Here is a 20,335-nt window from a genome sequence, read left to right as displayed (position 1 = left end):
TGACAAGCTTTGCGTATACTTTTATATGAGAATTTTGCATAAATCCTTAACAGAATGTGCAAAATCCTGATATGAAATCTTGATAAAACTTAGCAAACAAACTAAAAATAAAGCCCACCTTTTCGAGATGGACTCCTTAACGTATACATAGACCTCAAGAAACAATTTATTCTTCCTGGTCTAAGCGCAGGCTTGGTACAGTTTGCCTTCATGTTCAACATGGATAAGCCAGCCTTCATTCTGGTTTATTCTTCCTTATATCCTTTTTTTCTGCTCGCCATTCGCATCCACCAAGCGATGCCTCCAACACCCGCAGCAATAATTACGGAAAATATAACGATATACCATCCATGAATATTCATTGTGCATTCCTCCTATGATAGTTATACCCATATTATCCGCCACATTAAACTTTTTCACTTATTTCTTAAGATTGTCTCCAAATGTTTAGGCTTCATCCGAATTGGTTTATTTAACTTTAAGATATTTTTTGGATTATTGTAGAAATTTAGAACTAGTTCTGATAGACTACTTGTAGAAATGAAAGTGAAAAACGTGTGATTAAACAACCAGTTTGCAATGTAATTAGACCTGTTTTATTACATTAATTACTGGCATAGGGAGAATAGGCTTATGAATAAAGAAGCGATTATAGCGATGAAACGCAATCAGCAGATTATGGTAAGAAGCAAAGATGGAGCTACATTGACTGGGTTTCCTGTTCCTACAGACCATGCATCCCGGCTCGTGTTAAGAACAACCTGTGGTCCGGTTTGGATCCCTTATGAGGAAGTAGAGCAAATCACCCGAATTATCAGCATTAACCGCTCGAGAAAATTAGCTTTATCTTAACAGCTCTATATAATGTTATCTTACAATGTACGGTTCATAAAATTATAATGAAATGCAGATCATAGATATGGATTAGCTGGGGCTTGGCATCATGGCTCTGGCTATTTTATTATTCAATGAGGTGAGCAAAAGAGATGAACAATATGCCGAAGCTTCTAATATTCCTTGGTGTTGCACTAATTGCTGTCGGATTGATCTGGATGTTTCTAGGAAGATTTATTCAACTTGGTAAACTACCAGGAGATATCTATGTAGATCGAGGAAATTTCAAATTCTATTTCCCCATTGTTACTTGTATCGTTATCAGCCTTATCCTTACGCTTATCTCCTGGATCATCCGTCACTTTATGAAATAAAGCAGCAGTTAGTATTTCGTCCAATAATCCATCCCATCTGATAAAGAGGGCATCGAACGCACCGACTTCTGCTCTTCAGGCTCCCAGCCCTTGAGAATCACGATGTGTTCCGTAGATGATTGGTCCTGCCACGTAATCATCCCTTGTCTTTCTAACTCTCTCAGCGCCTTCCGAATCCCCCCTTCTGTTCTCCCTGTCTTGACTTCCAATTCAGTCATTTGAGGCATACGTCTCCGTTGTCCACAAAAATTGTATAGTATTCGCAGCAGCTTGCGTTCAAAATCAGGCAGCATCATCATCACTCCCTAAGCTGTTATTGCTGCTCTAACAGGTCGCCAAGCCAGTACATTCTCCTCGTTAAAAGTTCTAGGAGCCCCTGTATGAAGACATGTGGAATATATTCTGCCCTTTATTATTCGATGAATTTCAATATTACGCTGACTAACCTTACCTGCTCGATCCAGATACACGATCTCTACAACCTTGCCTATATATTTACGCGGCATTTTCTCACCCCAAATAAGAACGTTTGTTTGTGTTTATTATATACGAACAATTGTTCTTTCATCAACTGTAAAATATGGCTACTCTCATGAATTCCACCCTTTGGAAGATACACCTTGCAAGCCGTACAGCAAAAAGACCCTTGCATCATAAGATACAAGGGTCTGTCTATCTGCTGAATGTCAACTATTTAACTTCCAAGCAACATAACGTTCTTAATGGGCAGGAACGCTATTCACTGAGACATTATCGTATTCATCATGGATATCTCCCACGATTTCTTCGAGTATGTCTTCCATCGTAACGAGCCCAGTAACTTGGCCGCTGGCATCTGTCACAACTGCAATATGAACACGATTCTGCTGCATTTTTGTAAGAACATCCTTAATTGGCGAGGTCTCCTTAAGACTTGGCATTGGATGAATAAAACCGCTCAGATCAAAATCTCTGCCTGCAGCAATGCTTGTCAGCATTTCCTTTGTATTAATAAAACCGAGATATTGCTCTTTATTCCCTTTATTAATTACAGGGTAACGGGTGTACTCATACTGATGAATGACATCAAGTATGCTCTCCAGTGACATATCACTACTAAAGGTAGCTATTTTACCTTTCGGGATCATAATTTCCTTCAGTATGCGCTCATCAAAATCAAAAATATTTTTCAGATAATCAAGCTCTGTCTGGTTAATTTCTCCGCTCTCATAGCTGTTGTTTACGATTAGCCTCAGTTCTTCTTCTGAATACACGATATCATGACCTGCAGGCTTCACGCCAAAAATCTTTAGCAAGAGGCGAGCAGAATTGTTCAGCGCAGTAATAACAGGATACATAATCTTACCGAACCAATACAGCGGACTTGCCAGAAGCAAAGTCATTCTCTCTGAGAATTGAATGGCCAGTGTCTTGGGAGCAAGCTCACCGATGACAACGTGCAAGAAGGAAACAATCGACAAGGCAATGACATAGGACAATATCGTCGAGAGGGCTGCCGGCAGATTCCAGCTATCAAATACCGGATGAAGCATCTTCTCGACCGTTGGTTCACCCAATGCTCCCAGAACGAGCGCCGTAATCGTGATCCCTAACTGACACGCCGATAAATAATAATCCAGGTCATGGGCGACCTTTTTGGCCAGAACAGCCTTCTTGTTGCCTTCCGCAATCAGTTGGTCGATTCGTGACATCCTTACCTTCAAAATCGCAAATTCAGCTCCGACGAAGAATGCCGTCAGTCCAATGAAAACAGCTATTAAAAACAAATTTAATGCAATTATTCCGTCCAATGATTTCCCTCTTTTAGAGGGATTCACCTCCAGAGTGATATAGTATTTTTTTATTTTATGATCAAAAATAGAACTATTTAAAGTTGGATTTTACGAAGTACGACCTGCTTAATTTGGAAATTATCCATTTCCTTGACCTTCCATACCTGCTCATCTTGTTCTACGATATCGCCTTCTTCGAGGGATGCACCTCGTTTGGATTGCATCCAGCCGGCAATGGTATCTACCTCATCAGCCCCGTCAAAGATGAAGCCGAACTGCTTCTCCAGCTCATCCAGCAAGACACGTCCACTGATCAGGTACTCATTGTCTCCGAGCTGCTGAATATCAGCCTTTTCATCACTATCAAATTCATCGCGAATCTCGCCTACGATTTCCTCTAGAATATCCTCCATTGTAAGAATCCCGGAAGTACCGCCGTATTCATCAATAACGACTGCCATATGCACCCGTTGCTGCTGCATTTTGATCATCGCTTCCTGAATCGGTGTAATTTCTGAGACATAAGGTAGTTCACGAACAAATTCTTCAAGGCGATGCTCACGTCCGTCCACGATATGAGGGAGCATCTTCTTCACGTTAACCACACCGATAATTTTATCCTTATCTCCAGCTTCAACAACCGGATATCGCGAATAATTATACTCGTCAAAAATAGGAACAATATCCGCATAAACCATGTCGATATCAAGCGTTACAAGATCCACGCGCGGAACCATGATGTCTTTGGCGTCTCGTTCATCAAAGGAAAAAACATTCTCCATATAAGAAAGCTTCGTCTGATTGATCTCGCCGCCTTCGTAGCTTTGATTCATGATGATCTTGATCTCATCCTCGGAATACGCCTGTTCATGACCTGCAGGCTTAACCCCAAAAGCACGCAGCATAACACGGGAAGAACCGTTCAGCGCCCAAATGAATGGAGACATGATCTTACCGAACCAATGTAGGGGTGCTGCGAGCAGCAAAGTCATCTTTTCAGCGAATTGGATCGCCAATGTCTTAGGTGCCATTTCTCCTACAACAACATGCAGGAAGGTAACCAAGATAAATGCAATCGCATAAGAAGCCACAGATGAAACAGCCTCTGACAATTCAAAGTAGTTAAACACCGGGTATAGCAAGCTCTCAACTGCCGGCTTACCCAAGGCACCGAGACCAAGTGCAGTGACCGTAATACCCAGCTGACAGGCAGATAGATAGTAATCGAGGTCAGTCGCCACTTTTTTGGCAACCACCGCTTTCTTGTTCCCTTCGGCGATCAGCTGATCGATACGCGACATCCGAATCTTGACTACAGCAAATTCAGCAGCAACGAAAAACGCAGTAAGCGCAATTAATATGACAAGTAATATTAAATTGGTAATCGTGATAATGTCCAATAATTTCCCTCTTTAGAGGGATTCACCTCCAGGAATATTTACAGCATCTCTAATGAATACTGTATTTAAATTTAGAATCAAATTGAATATTCACTTAAAAACGTCGGCCGATGAGGGGCGGTGTTCATGAGAAGAACCCTGTTCATTTCATCTTGGCCAGCCCGCGTCCGCTTGAATATTTCCCCAGCAATTAATTCCGTCTGCGGTTCAAAATACAATAACGCCTTCCCAATGTGTCCACCTCCCTCCGTAATATTCCTGTAAGTATATCATGATTGATTGCTAACCATCCAGTTCTACGTTATGGTTGAAACGTTATAATTGCAGCCGATACCTTATTCTCTTATAAAAGAGAGCCTATTAAAGGTACTTGGTAAGAGTACAGCCTGTTAGTTTATATAAAACTCAATAACCACAATATATTGAAAAGTCTAAATAATATAAACAATATATAGCCCTTTTAAACAGTGTATTACGAAGGCTGGAACTAAATGCAGAGCCCCTTATTTGTAATGTACTTAATTGTCTTCTTCCCTGCTATGTGGAACGCTTACGCTTTACTTACAATATTGTAAGAGAAAAAATGAAATAAAAAAACCTTTGCATATTACGCAAAGGCTGTTCAGGAATGGGCCCTGAGGGACTCGAACCCCCGACCAATCGGTTATGAGCCGACCGCTCTAACCAACTGAGCTAAGGGCCCTGAATCAATATTCTATTACACATATAAGTACGCTGTATGTAACAATTGCGGGGGCAGGATTTGAACCTGCGACCTTCGGGTTATGAGCCCGACGAGCTACCGAGCTGCTCCACCCCGCGTCAGCAAAAACTTAAAACAGCGACATCTAATAATATACATGATGCGTAATAGAATTGTCAAGGCACTTTTTTGGGAGAGAAAAGAATGTTACTCATTACGGAATGAAACGGACGCCATACCGCCCCTTGCGAGATTTGTATACCTCCACCTGCTGCGGCTCATCATGTCCATAGATCCATCCGTCCTGCTCCATTCGTTTCGCGAAGCAGCCCGCCTGAAATTTGCTTCCATATAATCTTGAATAATATACCCATTTCACTCTTGTTCATCTTCCTTTGACTCCATAATGGATGCTGTTTCCTTTCTAAGATTAGGATACCCAAAATCACAAAAATAGCCGCAAGATGAAATTTAATCAAGCGGCTATTCTGATAATTTTATTTAATTTGCGCCTAATTTATCTTCGAAGCTCGCATTTGGATCTGTCTTCAGCTTCTGCAGCATTTCATTTCCATCCTGCTCCCAGGCTTCCAGTGCTTCCTTCGGTGTCTTCTTATTCTCTACGACTTCATTGAAATATTTCTGTCCCACGGAGTCCACCTGCCATAAATTCGGCATCTTCTGAAACAGTGTGTTCATATCTGTACTTGTCGGCGGTACTGGCTTTAATGTGTAAAAAGCAGCGATGTTATAGTCCAGTCCATCCTTAGGCTGGATATAACTCTTACGTGATACCATCTCATAGCTGCTTCTTGCCTTGACTTTGGCCCATTCTTCACCGTTCAGGAACTTGATGAATTCCCATGCATCCTCTGGATTTTGGGCGTTGCTATTAATGGCCATTAGGCTGCTTAAATATACATTCCCGCCAATACCCGGTTTTTCCTGATGCACAGGAGGAGTCACTACATCCCAATCGATCGGGTCAAACTGGTCATCCGTCTCTGCATATTTGTTGTCACTAATTAGCCTTGTGACATAACTGTAGTCCGAAACAACCATAGCGAGCTTTCCTTCCATAAACATATTGCCTTGAAAAGGATTAAATTCAGTTTGATCCGTCTGATATTCAAAAACCTCCTGACCAGGGACAATTTGGTCCCGAGCCAGAGTGGCCACGGTATCCCATACTCTCTCCCAAGAGTCATTGTTGACTGTCATGGTTTCGGCTTTGTCATCAAATGTACGCAGCTGCAATGGGGAAGCATACATTTGGACATTGTAGAAAGGATCTCCGGCATATTGACTGAAGGAGAAGCCATATACCCGATCCTCTCCTTCTCCACTCGTCACTCGTCTTGCTTTATCAAATATATCTTCCCATGTCGCTCCATCAGTCGGTGGTTCTACACCTGCTTCTTGAAAGATCGCTTTGTTATAAAATAAAGCAGAGGATGAGAATGTTGGTGTCAGTGCGTACAGATTGTTGTCTCCCATATCCTTGATCCCGTCCAGCACGGTCGGCACAATATCTGTAGTATCAAACTCATCCTCGGCAATAAGCGGATCAAGCTGTGTCAGCATATTTTCCTGAATAAGCGACTTGAATAGTGAGGTATCTCCGACAATAACATCCACCGGATTCTCGCCTGTCATCAGCTTCTTGATTGCTTCCAAGGTATCTGGCTGCTCAGGCTGTTCATTCTTGGTATAGTCAAAATACTGATACTGATTCTGGTCGACTGCAGGTACGATTTCAATCGTAATATTGTCATTCAGTACCTCAAAAATATCTGTATACTGCTGTCTAAAATAGGTGTCATCGTTACTTCCATACACGGTACCGATTCGAAGCACTCTTTCCTCTTGATCATCAGATGGTTCGTTAGAAGTACATGCTGCAAGAAGTGGAGTCAGCAAAGTCATACATGTCAGCATCGCGATGACCCGTCGACTAAATACAGATTTCTTTATCATTCCCATTCTCCCTTTCTATGGTTACTTCGGCTGCGTAATGACAATTCGCTCACCATCAAACTCAAGAGTGGCCCGATTATCAATAGACAGCGCTTCTAGATACTCTCTCGGCACCTGAAGACGACCTGCTCTATCAATAATGACAAAAGCTTCATGCACCTCGCCCATTCCCGGAACAACCTCTGTGTCCAAATTTGCGTTGCGTTTAACAAATTCGGTGCTTGTAAGTCCGTCACGAATGGCAACTATTCGGTCCACCTTATTGGCTAGTGCCAGATCATGGGTGACGATGACAACGCTGACGGCCAGTTCTCGATTCAGCTTGCGAAAAATAGCCATGATCCGGTCGCTTGTCTCGCTGTCAACAGAACCTGTAGGTTCATCAGCCAGGAGTAGGCGCGGCCGATTGGCAAGAGATATCGCAATGGCAACCCGTTGCTGCTCTCCCCCAGATAATTGGTGAAGTCTGCTGTGCATTCGATGCTCAAGCCCTACCCATTCAAGCAGCTGTTTTGCATAGCTCCGATCATATTTCCCCCCAAGCATCATCGGTGTTTCAACATTTTCGAGAGCTGTCATATAGGGGAGCAAATTCCTGCCATTGTTCTGCCAGATAAAGCCGACGGTATGTCTCTTGTATTCCACAAGCTGCGCTTCCGTCATTTTGAGCAGATCCCAATCACCTACGACAGCAGTTCCAGCAGAAGGGCGATCCAGTCCCCCCAAGATGTTGAGCAGTGTTGATTTGCCACTACCGCTGTTGCCGATAATTGCCATCATCTCACCATCCTCAACAGTCAGGTTCAGACCTTGAAGAGCAACCACTTCAACCTCGCTGGTTTTATAAATCTTGACCAATCCTTCGCAGTGAATCATATCAGCGCTCCTCTCCCATCTTCACAGCCTGGTGCACTCTGAGTCTGCGAATTTGCCATAACAGCATCACTGCTCCAATGAAGAGCATCACTCCGGTTACGATGTACAGCTGATAGGTATCACTGGCTTCGAACACGATCCGAAACGGAGGGACCTGAGTCTCTACATTATCGGTCGTTTGCAGGAATGGAAGAAACAATCTGCTTGCCAGCTGACCTATACCGATCCCTAATGCAATGGATAATCCTGCCGTAAATACCTGTTCAAGCAGCAGCATTCCGCTGAGCTGACCTCTGGATAGTCCCATGGCCCTCAGCACACCAAACTGAACCACCCGGCCAGACAGGTTAAAGAACCAATACAGTACATAACCAATTAACGAAATAATAATAGAAACAAGAAATCCAAGGCTTAATATTCCAAAAACTCCGCCTCTCGAAGGATGCTTGCTCTCTGCCACGAGCTCGGTGCGGACATCCTTTACTGAGGACAATTCGATCCCTGCATCGGCTAATTCAGTCATTAAGGGAGCAACTAGAGCATCCGGCTCCATCTTGAGCCACACCTCGTATGGAATCATCGGCACCTGGTCGTAGATATAATCCAGATTTGTAATAAAAAACGGGGTCTGATCCGGGTATTGTGCCGGCCAGTAGGGCAGAACACCAAATACCACAAATTCAATCATCTGCTCCTGCAGAGCAATGGATATGATATCTCCACTTTCCAGCTGGTATTTCTCTGCAAGATTGGAAGGGATAATGACGGCCCCTTCATAATGACCAAGCAGATCAAGATAACGATGAGGATGAGCTGGAAACAGATCATTACGGAACCAGGCCACCTCGGCAAAATCTACATTATCGATACCTACAATCATTCCCTGACCTGCTGATTTACCCGATACAATGACATTGCCTTTGGTTTGGAGGACTCTGGCAGCATGCTCCACGCCAGGCAGTTGCCTGAATACTTCAAACGGCGGCTCAGAGTAGATCATTCTTCCGGGCGCAGCGCCTCCACCCATGCCCGGATTCCCTCCGCCACCGGGATTGCCCCCGCCTCCTGAACTTCCTCCGGAATTGCCGCCTGTATTAACTCCATTGTTATTTCCTCCGACACCAGGGCTGCCTCCAGGCTCGTTCGGATTGCCTCCTCCCCCTGAATTCCCTCCATTTACTGGAGTCAATTCAGGAGAACCTTCCCATACGGTCTGCATAACGACATCCGTACCATATTCATACAACGTACGTTCTGTTGAATTCAGATCAATGGTTCTTGCAGCCGATGCATTGTAAACGCCAAGTCCCAGAGTCAAAACAAGCAGGATCATAAGCGGGTAATAAGAAGATGAGGACCGAGAGAGCTGAGTCAGCGTCAGATAGAGCGGAACCGGAAAAATTTTGCGGCCGATCCACTGGATCAGTTTTAGAATCAACGGAAATAACCTGAGAAAGAACAGACCTAATGCAAATATCGCGATTGCGGGTACAAAAAATAAAAAAGGCTGCACCTGCAATTGGTCGGTTGTCATTCCCGTTTGAAAGGTAAGCATTTGGCGTTCATAGAACAAATAGTAGCCATAGCCTGAAATGCCAAGCAGTAAAATATCGAGATACCATCGCTGCCATATCGGCTTGCGATCACTTCTCGCCTGCCGGCGCTTGGCATCCACAATCGTCGATCTTGCATAATTAATTGCCGGGATAACCGAAGCGATCATGGAGGCAATTACCGCAACCAGCCCCAGCCACAGGGCATCCTGCGTCACCCCTACAGGTATGGCTTTTCGATCGACGAACTCCAGAAATCCACTGGCAGATCCTATGCTCTTCGCCATGAACCAACCGAGAAATGGACCTGCCATCATAGCCAACGTGCCAAGAATCAGACCTTCCAGCAAGTACAATAGAATAATCTGTCTGGCAGAGGCTCCCCGGCTTCGAAGAACAGCAATATCACTTTCCTGCTTCTGAAGCGATTGTCTGGCGTTCATAACGATAAAATAGAAGACCATTGCAATCATCGGAACCGCAAGCGTAAACAGCATAGTCTGCAGCTGCAGGCTCTGGGCTCTAAAGTTAGCAAGCAAATCACCGAAGGAAATGTCGACTTTGGTATCCTTCAATCGTTGATACAGCTCAATATCCAATCGTTCGAGCGTTCTCCCTAGACCTGGCAGCTGGCTCGTTTGAATCTCACTCAGATCAAAGGCGTAATACCATCTGGAGGTCTGAAGCGGAACTCCTTTTTCACTCAGCAAATAAGCGCTCATTACTTCTGGATCGATGTACAGTCCATTCATCATTCCTTCAAATCCTTGAAACCAATAAGGGGCGGTCAGATCATCCGGAGTAAAGACAGCTGTAATCTTGACCCTCAGCGTCAAATCCAGTCCACTGTATACGGGATATTCCAGTATGTCACCGACATGCAGATCATTTCGATACATTCCTTCTTCAAGCATCGCTGCCTCAATCACGTTATCCCGCACCTGATTCCCTGGCATGACACCTTGAGTCACTGTTACATGATCTGTCAAATCGGTCATTGAGCTAACGGTCATCGTCCTGATTCTGCTGGCATCGACTTTCGTAGGGTCTTCAGGACTCACTTCCGTGCTGCGAATCGTGCGGACATTAAAATAAGTATTGTGATCAAATCCGATACTGCTCGAAACGTCTTCCCTGATATATCGATCAACTTCGTTCAGCGAGACAAGGTCTGTCTTCGTCCCTCCTGCCGCCTGATAGCTCATGAGCAGAGAACCTGCAGGCATACCACTGCTCTCTTCCTCCAAAGACTGAGCGACGACACGCTTCAACGCTCCATCTGCATACATGGGAATGCTGACGGTGAAACCTACAGCCACAATAAGACCTAGTAAGGTACTTAGCGTAAGCCATCTTGTGTTCCATATTTTTCGAAACAAGAGGCGCAACAAGGGCATTCCTTTCATTACCTTCCGACCACCTTCTGTCCGGGTGTCAGACCTTTGAGGATTTCAACATCCGTAGATGTCTGCTGACCTACCTCAACGTCAACCTCCCTCTTGCTACCATCCGCCTCTACAACTTGTACATAAGTTCTTGATCCGATAGATCGAAGTGTGGAGATCGGTATTAAGACGGCATTCTCCTTGCGCTGTGTTACAATCGATACGGTAAGGGGTGTACCGCGATTTAACCCTTCAGGCCAATCATCCAGCTCAACAATGACAAATTGGTCGAGTGATTCCTGAGCAGGAGGCGTTCCTGTTCCTCCTTCTCCTCCTGAACCCGTGTCTTCTGCCATTTCCACAGGCATGACCTGAATGGTACCGGTATGCGTTCCAGCCGCGTTGATATCCACATCTGCCTTCATTCCTTGTGCAATCACTTCCAGATCCTTCTTGGCAAAAGTAGCGGCGACAACCAGATTGGATGTGTCTGCAATGGTTGCAATCGGATCGTACGCCTTCACAGCAGCTCCTTTTTCCACCTGAACACTTAGCACGGTGCCCGCGAAAGGAGCTGACAGCGTAGATTTGCCTACCTGCTCCTCAAGATCCGCCAGTTCTTGTCTTTGCTCTTCAAACGTGATTACAGCCTCTTCATATTCAACAGGGTCCATCTCGTCTTTTTTGCGAAGTGTTTCCTTCATCTGAACTTCCGCTTTACGAATCTGCAGCTTCTTCTGGCGAATCTGCTTCTCCAGCTCCTCAACATCCAGCACAGCAATTTGCTGTCCAGCCTTCACCTTGTCTCCCGGTTTGACGTACAGCTCCTTGACATGCATGCCATCCAGTGTAAAATAAACCTTCTCCTCTCTCTGACTCATCAGCTTGCCGGAACCCGAAACCTTGGTTTCGATCGTTTCTGTACGAACCTCATATTCCGGCTTCTTGGATATGGTCGGCGGTGTAATCGGAGGCAAGACCTCCTCTTCCGGTTCTGCTGGCAGCAAGGAACAGCCGCTGAGAATAAGACCTGCCGCACCTATTAGTGCAATGGCTCGAAGACGTCTCTTCCAGCTGGCATAGGATTCGTTATGTAATGAATTTACCGTCCACCATCTCATGAACATGGTCTGCAACCTCCAAAATCGTAGGATCATGTGTCGTCATGCAGATCGTCACTTGCTCTGTTGCAATCATATTTCGAAAAACCGCCATCACTTGTGCTCCCATCTTGGAATCAAGCTCTGCCGTTGGTTCATCAGCGAGCAGAAGCTTCGGACGATGAGCTATGGCCTTGGCTATTGCGACTCTCTGCTGCTCTCCACCCGACAACTCGAAAGGTCTGTGCTTCGCCCGCTTGCTGAGGCCCACCATATCAAGGCAATATGCCACCCTCTCCTTCCATTCACTCTTTGGAACATTCGCCATCCGCAGGGATAGCTCTACATTCTCCCATGCAGACAGCAAGGGCATCAGAGCATATGCTTGAAAAATAAATCCAATATCCTGCCTTCTAAGCTTTGTCCGACTTCCATCTCCTGTATCGTGCAGAGGCCTGCCATCAAAATAAATCTCACCGCTAGTCGGCTGATCGAGGCCTCCCAGCATATTTAGCAAGGTTGTCTTCCCCGAACCTGACCTCCCTCTTAGCATAACAAGCTGCTCAGCATTAACCTGCAGATCAATCCCTTTTAGGACATGGATCGCCTTGCCTCCCGTCTCAAAACTGCGATGAACATTACACACCTTAAGAATGGGTTCGCTAGAGTCCGGTCGGGATGGATCCGAATCCGGGCTGCCTATAGCCTCGTTCTCCTGTTCCATGCTGATCATCTCAAGAGCAGGCTCTCCCTCTGGCAGTACATCATCCTTCTCCTGCACAAATATAGAAAAACTCTTATGCTCATCCTGCTCTTTTCTGCTGCGAAATGGTATTCTTATAACAACTCGCCCCCAAACATTACAAGGAAATAACTAGAATATAATTACAAATATTTCTACCTGCATTATAAACGACATAAAACAGGAATAAGTTACAACCTTTTAAAGATAATTTTGATTTGTTCTCATAGAGCTGCCAGATGATGAATTAAACTTAAGAACATAACAAAAAACGGCCCTTCAGCAGGGCCGCCTGTCTATTGAGACTTTTTATATTACACTCCAAATGAACTCGGATCTTCACGCCAGGAGCGAAGCAATTCCAGATCAGCCTCGGCAATTGCTCCTTCACGCAGAGCAACCTCAGTCAGCGCTGTATAATTGGACAAGCTTTGCAGTGGAATTCCCGCTTCTTCAAAGGCCTGAGCTGCACGATCTAGCTGATAGCTGAAGATCGCAAGCACGGCAAGCGCCTCTGCTCCAGCTTCTTGTACCGCCTTCGCGGCTTTTAACGAGCTTCCTCCCGTGGAGATTAAATCTTCAATGACGATTACCTTTTGACCTTCGTTAACGAGGCCCTCAATCAGATTCTCTTTCCCGTGCCCTTTGGCCTTGTCCCGAATGTAAATCATCGGGAGAGCCAGCTTCTGTGCAACGAACGCCGCATGCGGAATGCCTGCTGTTGCTGTTCCAGCGATCACTTCTGTATCTGGATACTGCTCGCGGATAACGGCTGCAAAAGATTCGGCAATCAGATCACGAATTTCGGGATACGACATCGTGAGTCGATTGTCACAATAGATCGGAGATTTAATGCCGGAGGTCCAGGTAAAGGGCTGATTCGGGCGCAGTGCCACTGCCTTAATTTGTAACAGTTTTGATGCCAGCTGTTCAGGATTTTTCGTTAATGTTGTCATGATTCATCATCTCCTCAATAATTTGCTCTGCTGCCGCTCTCGGGTTCTCACTGGCTGTTATAGGCCTGCCTACAACGATATAGCTGCTTCCCCCTGAGATTGCTTGTCCGGGCGTAAGTATTCTGGACTGGTCGCCTACTGCGCTTCCCGCAGGGCGAATCCCCGGTGTAACCGTATAGAAATCATGACCGCATGCTTCTCTAATTGCGGTTACCTCCAGCGGTGAAGCAACCACTCCGTGAAGTCCCGCTTCCTTCGCGAGTGAAGCATAGCGTACAACAGCCGCTTCTACATCGCCTGGAATGCCAATTTCATTGTTCATCGTGGCTTGATTGGTACTTGTCAGCTGTGTCACTGCGATAATCGTTGGAACCGTAAATCCTTCCTCTTCCGCTGCCTGTTTGGCTCCTGCGAGTGCAGAGGACATCATCTCCTTGCCCCCAGCTGCGTGAACGTTGAACATATCGACACCCAGCCGGGTTACGCTATGTGATCCACCCTTCACCGTATTCGGAATATCATGCATTTTTACATCCAGAAATACTGAGTATCCTTTCTCCTTAAGCTCTTTCACAAAGGACGGCCCTGCCGTATAAAACAGCTGCATTCCGACTTTCATGTAACAAGGTATTCCCTCAAGACGGTCTATCAGCTGTCTGGCACTGTCTGCATCGGGATAGTCCAAGGCTACCATCAGGCGCCCGGCCATCTCTTTATATTCAGAAGTCAATTGCATTTGCCATTCTCCCCCATTCCATTTCTTTTGTTCGTTATAAAGGACATCGGATAAAGCCCTTTGATTCCGAGCTTTATCGATGTCCTTCAAGATATTGTTTATGAGGATCAGCGGCTGAACGTTGGCATGGATTCTGAGGAGAAGTTAATCGTCTCCAGCATTTGCAGAAGCGCGCGTACCGTATCCAGAGAAGTCATACATACAACCCCGTTCTCTACTGCTTCACGGCGGATACGGAATCCGTCACGCTGCGGTGTTTTACCTTTTGTCAGCGTATTAAATACGAAGTTGGCTTCACCTGTACGAATCATATCCAGAATGTTTGGCGTACCTTCGCTGAGCTTGTTGACCGTTTGGACCGGAATTCCCGCCTTAGCCAGTGCTTCGGCGGTACCGCCTGTTGCAATGATTTTGTAGCCCAGCTTGTAGAAGCCGCCGAGCAGGGATACAGCCTCGTCTTTATCTTTATCAGCAACAGTCGCGATGATGGCACCGGAAGAAGGAATCTTCATGCCCGCTCCGATCAGTCCTTTATACAAAGCCTTAGCGTAGAGCACATCACGGCCCATAACTTCGCCTGTGGATTTCATTTCAGGTCCCAGAGTGGGTTCTACACGGCGCAGCTTCGCAAAGGAGAAGACCGGTACTTTAACCGATACATGATCGCTCTCCGGCCATAGGCCATCCACATACCCTTGATCAGCAAGCTTGTTGCCAAGAATCGCCTGGGTAGCCAGATTCGCCATTGGAATACCGGTTACTTTGCTTAGGAATGGAACTGTTCTTGAAGATCTAGGGTTAACCTCGATGACATACACATCATCTTGATAAATAACGAACTGAATGTTAACGAGCCCGATCGTTTTGAGTTCCTTCGAAATTTTGATGGTGATATCTACAATTTTTTCTTTCAAATGTGCTTCCAGGTGCTGTGGAGGATATACCGCAATCGAGTCACCGGAGTGAACCCCTGCACGTTCCACATGCTCCATAATTCCCGGGATCAGGACAGTCTCACCATCACAGATTGCATCGACTTCTACCTCTTTACCCAGCATATAGCGGTCAATCAGAACCGGATGCTCAGGATTAATCTTGACAGCCTGCTCCATATAGCTGAGCAGCTCGCTGTCGGAGTAGACGATCTCCATCGCACGTCCGCCAAGTACGTAGGAAGGACGTACCAGGACCGGATAGCCAAGACCTTGCGCTGTTCCAACAGCCTCATCCACTGAAGTAACCGTGCTGCCTTGCGGCTGTGCAATTGACAAGCGGGATAGCAGTGCCTCGAACTTCTTGCGGTCTTCGGCTTCGTCAATGCTTGCCAAGTCCGTACCAAGAATCTTCACTCCTGCTGCCGCAAGCGGCGCAGCCAGATTAATCGCCGTTTGTCCGCCGAACTGTACGATGACGCCAATCGGATTCTCCTGCTCTATGACGTTCATTACATCCTCGAAGAACAAGGGCTCAAAGTAGAGTCGGTCAGACGTATTGAAATCCGTGGATACTGTTTCAGGGTTGTTATTGATAATAACTGCTTCGTATCCCGCTTTTTGAATCGCCCATACGGCGTGAACTGTTGAGTAGTCAAATTCGATGCCTTGGCCGATTCGGATTGGACCCGAACCCAGTACGACGATCTTCTCCTTGTCGGAAGGCAGAACCTCATTCTCCGTTTCATAGCTGGAGTAGTAATAAGGTGTTGTTGCTTCGAACTCCGCTGCGCAGGTATCTACCATTTTGTATACTGGACGTAAATTTTGCGCTTCACGCATTTCACGGACTTCGCTTTCCTTCGTATGCGCAGTTCCTGGTTGACTCTCAGCACGCAGCTCGGCAATGGCGCGGTCTGTAAAGCCCATACGTTTTGCTTGATACAATGTTTCCCCAGTCAGTTCACTCTCCGACCGGATTTGGTCTTCGAATTTGACGATTGCTTCAATCTTATCAAGGAACCACCAGTCGATCTTCGTAATATCCTGAATCTCTTGGAGCGTGTAGCCGCGACGGAACGCTTCAGCTACTAAGAACATACGCTCATCATCCGGCTTAGCAAGGCGGGTTCTAAGTACCTCATCTTCCAGTGTTGCCGCTTCTTTCAGGTAGATGCGGTGTACACCAATCTCGAGAGAACGGACTGCCTTATGAATGGACTCTTCAAAAGTACGTCCAATCGCCATAACCTCGCCGGTTGCTTTCATCTGAGTACCCAGCTTGCGGTTGGCGGATGTAAATTTATCGAATGGCCAGCGCGGGATTTTGCTTACGATATAATCCAGTGTTGGCTCAAAGAATGCATAGGTTTGACCTGTTACCGGGTTGATGATCTCATCAAGTGTGTAGCCGAGTGCAATTTTGGCTGCCATCTTGGCAATCGGGTATCCCGTTGCTTTGGAAGCCAGAGCAGAAGAGCGGCTAACGCGCGGGTTAACTTCAATAACGTAGTACTGGAAGCTTTGCGGGTCCAGTGCAAATTGTACGTTACACCCACCCTCGATGTTCAAGGCGCGGATAATTTTTAGTGATGCCGAGCGAAGCATTTGATATTCGCGGTCAGACAACGTTTGACTTGGGGCAACAACGATACTGTCGCCTGTATGCACGCCTACTGGGTCAAAATTCTCCATGTTGCAGACAACGATACAGTTATCGTTAGCATCCCGCATCACTTCATATTCGATTTCCTTCATTCCGGCGATACTCTTCTCAACGAGACATTGTGTAATTGGGCTGTAACGAAGACCCGAAGCTACGGTCTCAAGAAGCTCTTCTTCATCTGCACAGATACCGCCTCCAGTTCCACCGAGCGTATAAGCAGGACGAACAATGATTGGGTATCCAATCTCATTAGCGAAGCTTACTGCTTCTCCCACTGTTGTTACAATCGTGCTTTCTGGTACTGGCTGCTCCAGCTCACGCATCAACTCACGGAACAGATCACGATCTTCTGCTTTTTCAATGGAAGTCAGCTGAGTTCCGAGCAGTTTGACATTTTCACTTTCTAGTACGCCGGCACGAGCCAGCTCAACCGCCATGTTAAGACCGGTTTGGCCGCCAAGCGTCGGAAGCAGTCCGTCCGGACGCTCCTGACGAATGATTTGAGTTACAAAGTCGAGTGTGATCGGCTCGATATATACTTTGTCCGCCATATTCGTATCCGTCATGATTGTAGCTGGGTTGCTGTTGATAAGAACAACTTCCACGCCTTCTTCTTTGAGCGCTTGGCACGCTTGGGTTCCAGCATAGTCAAACTCAGCTGCCTGACCGATGACGATCGGACCGGACCCGATGACAAGAATTTTCTTGAGGTCGTTATTAATAGGCATGTTAGCGTGCTCCTTTCCCTGCTGCGGCAAGAACGGCTTGGCGCGGCTTCTGCGGGTTGTTTTGTTTATGTTCGCGGATCATGTCAAGGAAGCGGTCGAATAGATAGGAATTATCCTGTGGACCTGGTGCCGCTTCCGGATGATATTGTACTGAGAAGGCAGGGTATTTGGTATGCTTCAGCCCTTCAATCGTTTTGTCATTGTTGTTGATATGTGTAATTTCCAAATCTGTTCCCTTAATGGAATCTTCGTTAACCGTATAACCATGGTTCTGGGAAGTAATATAGCAACGTCCTGTTTCAAGCTCCTTCACCGGATGGTTGCCACCGCGGTGTCCGAATTTCAGTTTTTCTGTATTTGCGCCTGCTGCCAGAGCAAACAGCTGATGTCCCAGGCAGATCCCGAAGATCGGATATTCACCCAGAAGCTCAGATACCATCTCGACGGCATGAGGCACATCTTTTGGATCCCCAGGGCCGTTGGAGAGCTGAATTCCGTCCGGATTCAATCTGCGAATCTCATCGGCTGTAGTGTCATGAGGAACGACCACAATATCACAGCCGCGCTTGTTCAGTTCACGCAGGATTCCTGTTTTTGCGCCGTAGTCAACAAGTACGATTTTTTCGCCGATGCCAGGGCTGTTATACACATGCTTAGTTGATGTCAGAGGCACCTGGTTGCGAAGCTCATCAATCGTTGTGTCACTCATCATTTCGAGAAGCTCTTCAACCGGCTTGGAGCCAGTTGTCAGAATCCCCTTCATGGTTCCTTGGTGACGAATGCGGCGTGTCAGCATCCGTGTGTCGATATCGCTGATTCCGATAATTCCGTGTTCTTTAAGCAGCATGTCGATGCTGTATTCTGCGCGCCAGTTGCTTGGCACGGGTTCGTAACGGCGGGTTACAAACCCATGCACATAAGGACGAATGGATTCAAAGTCATCCCGGGTAATTCCGTAGTTTCCGATCAGCGGGTAAGTCATTGTTACAATTTGTCCGCAGTAAGAAGGATCAGAGAGCACCTCTTGGTAGCCCGTAATTCCTGTATTAAAAACGACCTCGCCTGTTTGCTCACCTTCAGCTCCGAATGCTCTGCCTGTGAACAATGTGCCGTCTTCTAGTAATAATCTTGCCTGTGCCTGCATCCAACTCACTCCTTCGTTGTATCTCTTTCATATTTAAAATGTGCTTGTATAATGAATTGATATTATAAAAGTGCGTTAACCATATTGATTATGCTTGATTAGCTTAATGTTGGATCGGAATATACCTTCTTGCCGTCTACAAAAGTCATAACCGGCCAGCCTTTCAGTTCCCAGCCTGTGAATGGAGTATTGCGTCCTTTGGTCGCAAAAACGTCCGGATCCACAGCGCGAAGTCCTTCGAGATCAATGATTGTGACATCCGCAATGGCATCCTTCTCAAGGCGGCCAGTATCCAGTCTGAATACTCGGGCAGGCTCAGCTGTCATTTTGTCGACGAGAAACTTAAGCGTCCATTTGCCCGTTTCCACAAATTTGGTGTAGAGCAGCGGGAAGGCTGTCTCAAATCCGACGATTCCGAACGGTGCGAGCTCCATCCCTTTGGCTTTCTCTTCCTCGCTATGCGGCGCATGGTCTGTAACGATCATATCGAGTGTTCCGTCCTCAAGCCCCTTGATGCAGGCTTCAACATCACGGCGGGATCGAAGCGGAGGATTCATTTTCCAATTCGCATCCAGACCCGGGATGTCTTCATCTGCCAGTATCAGATGGTGCGGGCACACCTCAGCGGTTACTTTTATTCCGATCTCTTTGGCCTGACGAATCAGTCTTACCGATTGCTCTGTACTTACGTGGCAGACATGGTAGTGAACGCCTGTTGCTTCAGCGAGCAGAATGTCGCGTCCTACATGAATGGCCTCAGACTCGTTTGGAATTCCTTTGAGTCCATGCTTTCTTGCAAACTCTCCTTCAGCTACACATGCACCTTCTACCAGTGAATTGTCCTCACAATGTGCTATCACCGGCATATCCAGCGAAGCTGCCAAGGCCATCGCATCCTTCATCATTTGCGCGCTTTGCACACCAACGCCGTCGTCTGTAAAACCGATCGCCCCTGCTGATTTAAGTGCTTCAAAGTCGGTCAGCTCACGGCCCAGCTCATTGATCGTAATGGCTGCATAGGGCAGCACTTTTGCCAGATTCGCTTCCTGTGCTTTTTCCAGCACCAGCTGCACCGTTTCCGGGTCATCCGTTACCGGTCTTGTATTCGGCATGCAGGCGATGGTTGTAAATCCACCTTTTACAGCAGAACGGCTGCCGGTCTCGATCGTCTCTTTATGCTCAAAACCCGGCTCTCTAAGGTGTACATGCATGTCAATCAGGCCTGGTATAACCAGCTTGCCTTCAGCGTCAATCACTTCAACATCTGTATTTTCCGAAGCAAACACGCCCGCGTTCTCATCCATAATGTCGAAAATTTTGCCATCCGCTATCATGATGCTTTTCTGTCCAAGTTCCCCTTCTTGATTCAGCACACTTGCATTCTTTATAAAATAGGCTTTCATTTATATCCTCCGCTCCGGTCTGTTTGTACCTGTTTAATGTTCAAAGCTTGAAAT

The 20,335-nt window shown here is 46.4% G+C and carries 17 protein-coding genes and 2 tRNA genes; 2 read left to right on the top strand and 17 right to left on the bottom strand.

Translation table 11 applies throughout. The annotated features are described in order from the left end of the window. The first annotated feature begins 633 nt into the window (after window positions 1–633). Both ACFQ3J_RS01375 and ACFQ3J_RS01370 read left to right on the top strand, forming a co-directional pair. Window positions 634–852, top strand: coding sequence for a hypothetical protein (locus ACFQ3J_RS01375; RefSeq protein ID WP_091158473.1), 219 nt, complete (start codon window positions 634–636; stop codon window positions 850–852). 134 nt (window positions 853–986) lie between these two features. After that, complete coding sequence (locus tag ACFQ3J_RS01370) at window positions 987–1,208, top strand: DUF2905 domain-containing protein (RefSeq protein ID WP_091158475.1); 222 nt, start codon at window positions 987–989, stop codon at window positions 1,206–1,208. Window positions 1,209–1,216: 8 nt separating this feature from the next. On the opposite strand, the gene ACFQ3J_RS01365 is transcribed toward ACFQ3J_RS01370, so the two are convergent. From ACFQ3J_RS01365 to ACFQ3J_RS01285, 17 genes are all read right to left on the bottom strand, one after another. Continuing rightward, complete coding sequence (locus tag ACFQ3J_RS01365) at window positions 1,217–1,507, bottom strand: Lrp/AsnC family transcriptional regulator (protein ID WP_251580887.1); 291 nt, start codon at window positions 1,505–1,507, stop codon at window positions 1,217–1,219. A 6-nt stretch (window positions 1,508–1,513) separates the two neighbouring features. Next, entirely contained in the window at window positions 1,514–1,714 is a 201-nt protein-coding gene (locus ACFQ3J_RS01360; protein WP_091158479.1) for a hypothetical protein, read from the bottom strand. A gap of 213 nt (window positions 1,715–1,927) precedes the next feature. Then, a complete protein-coding gene (locus tag ACFQ3J_RS01355) occupies window positions 1,928–2,998 on the bottom strand; it encodes a hemolysin family protein (RefSeq protein ID WP_251580885.1) in 1,071 nt (356 codons plus the stop codon). A 77-nt stretch (window positions 2,999–3,075) separates the two neighbouring features. Further along, window positions 3,076–4,380 carry a hemolysin family protein gene (locus ACFQ3J_RS01350; protein WP_091158482.1) on the bottom strand — a complete coding sequence of 435 codons (1,305 nt, stop codon included), beginning with the start codon at window positions 4,378–4,380 and terminating at the stop codon, window positions 3,076–3,078. A 629-nt stretch (window positions 4,381–5,009) separates the two neighbouring features. Then, window positions 5,010–5,083, bottom strand: a tRNA-Ile gene (locus ACFQ3J_RS01345). Window positions 5,084–5,128: 45 nt separating this feature from the next. Beyond that, window positions 5,129–5,202, bottom strand: a tRNA-Met gene (locus ACFQ3J_RS01340). 95 nt (window positions 5,203–5,297) lie between these two features. Next, the gene (locus ACFQ3J_RS01335; protein ID WP_170862441.1) at window positions 5,298–5,462 is read right to left on the bottom strand and encodes a hypothetical protein; all 165 of its coding nucleotides are present in this window, start codon (window positions 5,460–5,462) and stop codon (window positions 5,298–5,300) included. A 122-nt stretch (window positions 5,463–5,584) separates the two neighbouring features. After that, the gene (locus tag ACFQ3J_RS01330; protein ID WP_311285488.1) at window positions 5,585–7,060 is read right to left on the bottom strand and encodes an ABC transporter substrate-binding protein; all 1,476 of its coding nucleotides are present in this window, start codon (window positions 7,058–7,060) and stop codon (window positions 5,585–5,587) included. A gap of 21 nt (window positions 7,061–7,081) precedes the next feature. After that, window positions 7,082–7,936, bottom strand: coding sequence for an ABC transporter ATP-binding protein (locus tag ACFQ3J_RS01325; protein ID WP_251580881.1), 855 nt, complete (start codon window positions 7,934–7,936; stop codon window positions 7,082–7,084). A 1-nt stretch (window position 7,937) separates the two neighbouring features. Further along, window positions 7,938–10,895 carry an ABC transporter permease gene (locus ACFQ3J_RS01320; RefSeq protein ID WP_251580879.1) on the bottom strand — a complete coding sequence of 986 codons (2,958 nt, stop codon included), beginning with the start codon at window positions 10,893–10,895 and terminating at the stop codon, window positions 7,938–7,940. Beyond that, window positions 10,895–12,001 (bottom strand): efflux RND transporter periplasmic adaptor subunit, encoded by a 1,107-nt coding sequence (locus ACFQ3J_RS01315; RefSeq protein WP_091158490.1) that lies wholly within the window; start codon window positions 11,999–12,001, stop codon window positions 10,895–10,897. Before ACFQ3J_RS01315 ends, ACFQ3J_RS01320 begins: the two co-directional genes overlap by 1 nt. Next, the gene (locus ACFQ3J_RS01310; protein ID WP_251581648.1) at window positions 11,964–12,698 is read right to left on the bottom strand and encodes an ABC transporter ATP-binding protein; all 735 of its coding nucleotides are present in this window, start codon (window positions 12,696–12,698) and stop codon (window positions 11,964–11,966) included. The genes ACFQ3J_RS01315 and ACFQ3J_RS01310 overlap by 38 nt, the downstream gene beginning before the upstream one ends. A 332-nt stretch (window positions 12,699–13,030) precedes the next feature. Next, a complete protein-coding gene (gene pyrE / locus ACFQ3J_RS01305) occupies window positions 13,031–13,672 on the bottom strand; it encodes an orotate phosphoribosyltransferase (protein WP_251580877.1) in 642 nt (213 codons plus the stop codon). Beyond that, window positions 13,647–14,408 (bottom strand): orotidine-5'-phosphate decarboxylase, encoded by a 762-nt coding sequence (gene pyrF / locus ACFQ3J_RS01300; protein ID WP_379292273.1) that lies wholly within the window; start codon window positions 14,406–14,408, stop codon window positions 13,647–13,649. Before pyrF ends, pyrE begins: the two co-directional genes overlap by 26 nt. 107 nt (window positions 14,409–14,515) lie before the next feature. Further along, complete coding sequence (gene carB, locus ACFQ3J_RS01295; protein WP_251580875.1) at window positions 14,516–17,734, bottom strand: carbamoyl-phosphate synthase large subunit; 3,219 nt, start codon at window positions 17,732–17,734, stop codon at window positions 14,516–14,518. 1 nt (window position 17,735) lies between these two features. Further along, window positions 17,736–18,878, bottom strand: coding sequence for a glutamine-hydrolyzing carbamoyl-phosphate synthase small subunit (carA, locus tag ACFQ3J_RS01290; RefSeq protein ID WP_251580873.1), 1,143 nt, complete (start codon window positions 18,876–18,878; stop codon window positions 17,736–17,738). Between the two features lie 98 nt (window positions 18,879–18,976). Further along, window positions 18,977–20,281 carry a dihydroorotase gene (locus tag ACFQ3J_RS01285; protein ID WP_091158497.1) on the bottom strand — a complete coding sequence of 435 codons (1,305 nt, stop codon included), beginning with the start codon at window positions 20,279–20,281 and terminating at the stop codon, window positions 18,977–18,979. Between the last annotated feature and the right edge of the window lie 54 nt (window positions 20,282–20,335).

The sequence above is a fragment of the Paenibacillus provencensis genome (genome assembly GCF_042678545.1).
In the GTDB taxonomy this organism is placed as follows: domain Bacteria; phylum Bacillota; class Bacilli; order Paenibacillales; family Paenibacillaceae; genus Paenibacillus; species Paenibacillus provencensis.
Note: the sequence above shows the minus strand (reverse complement) of the source record. Positions and strands in the feature narration are given on the sequence as shown.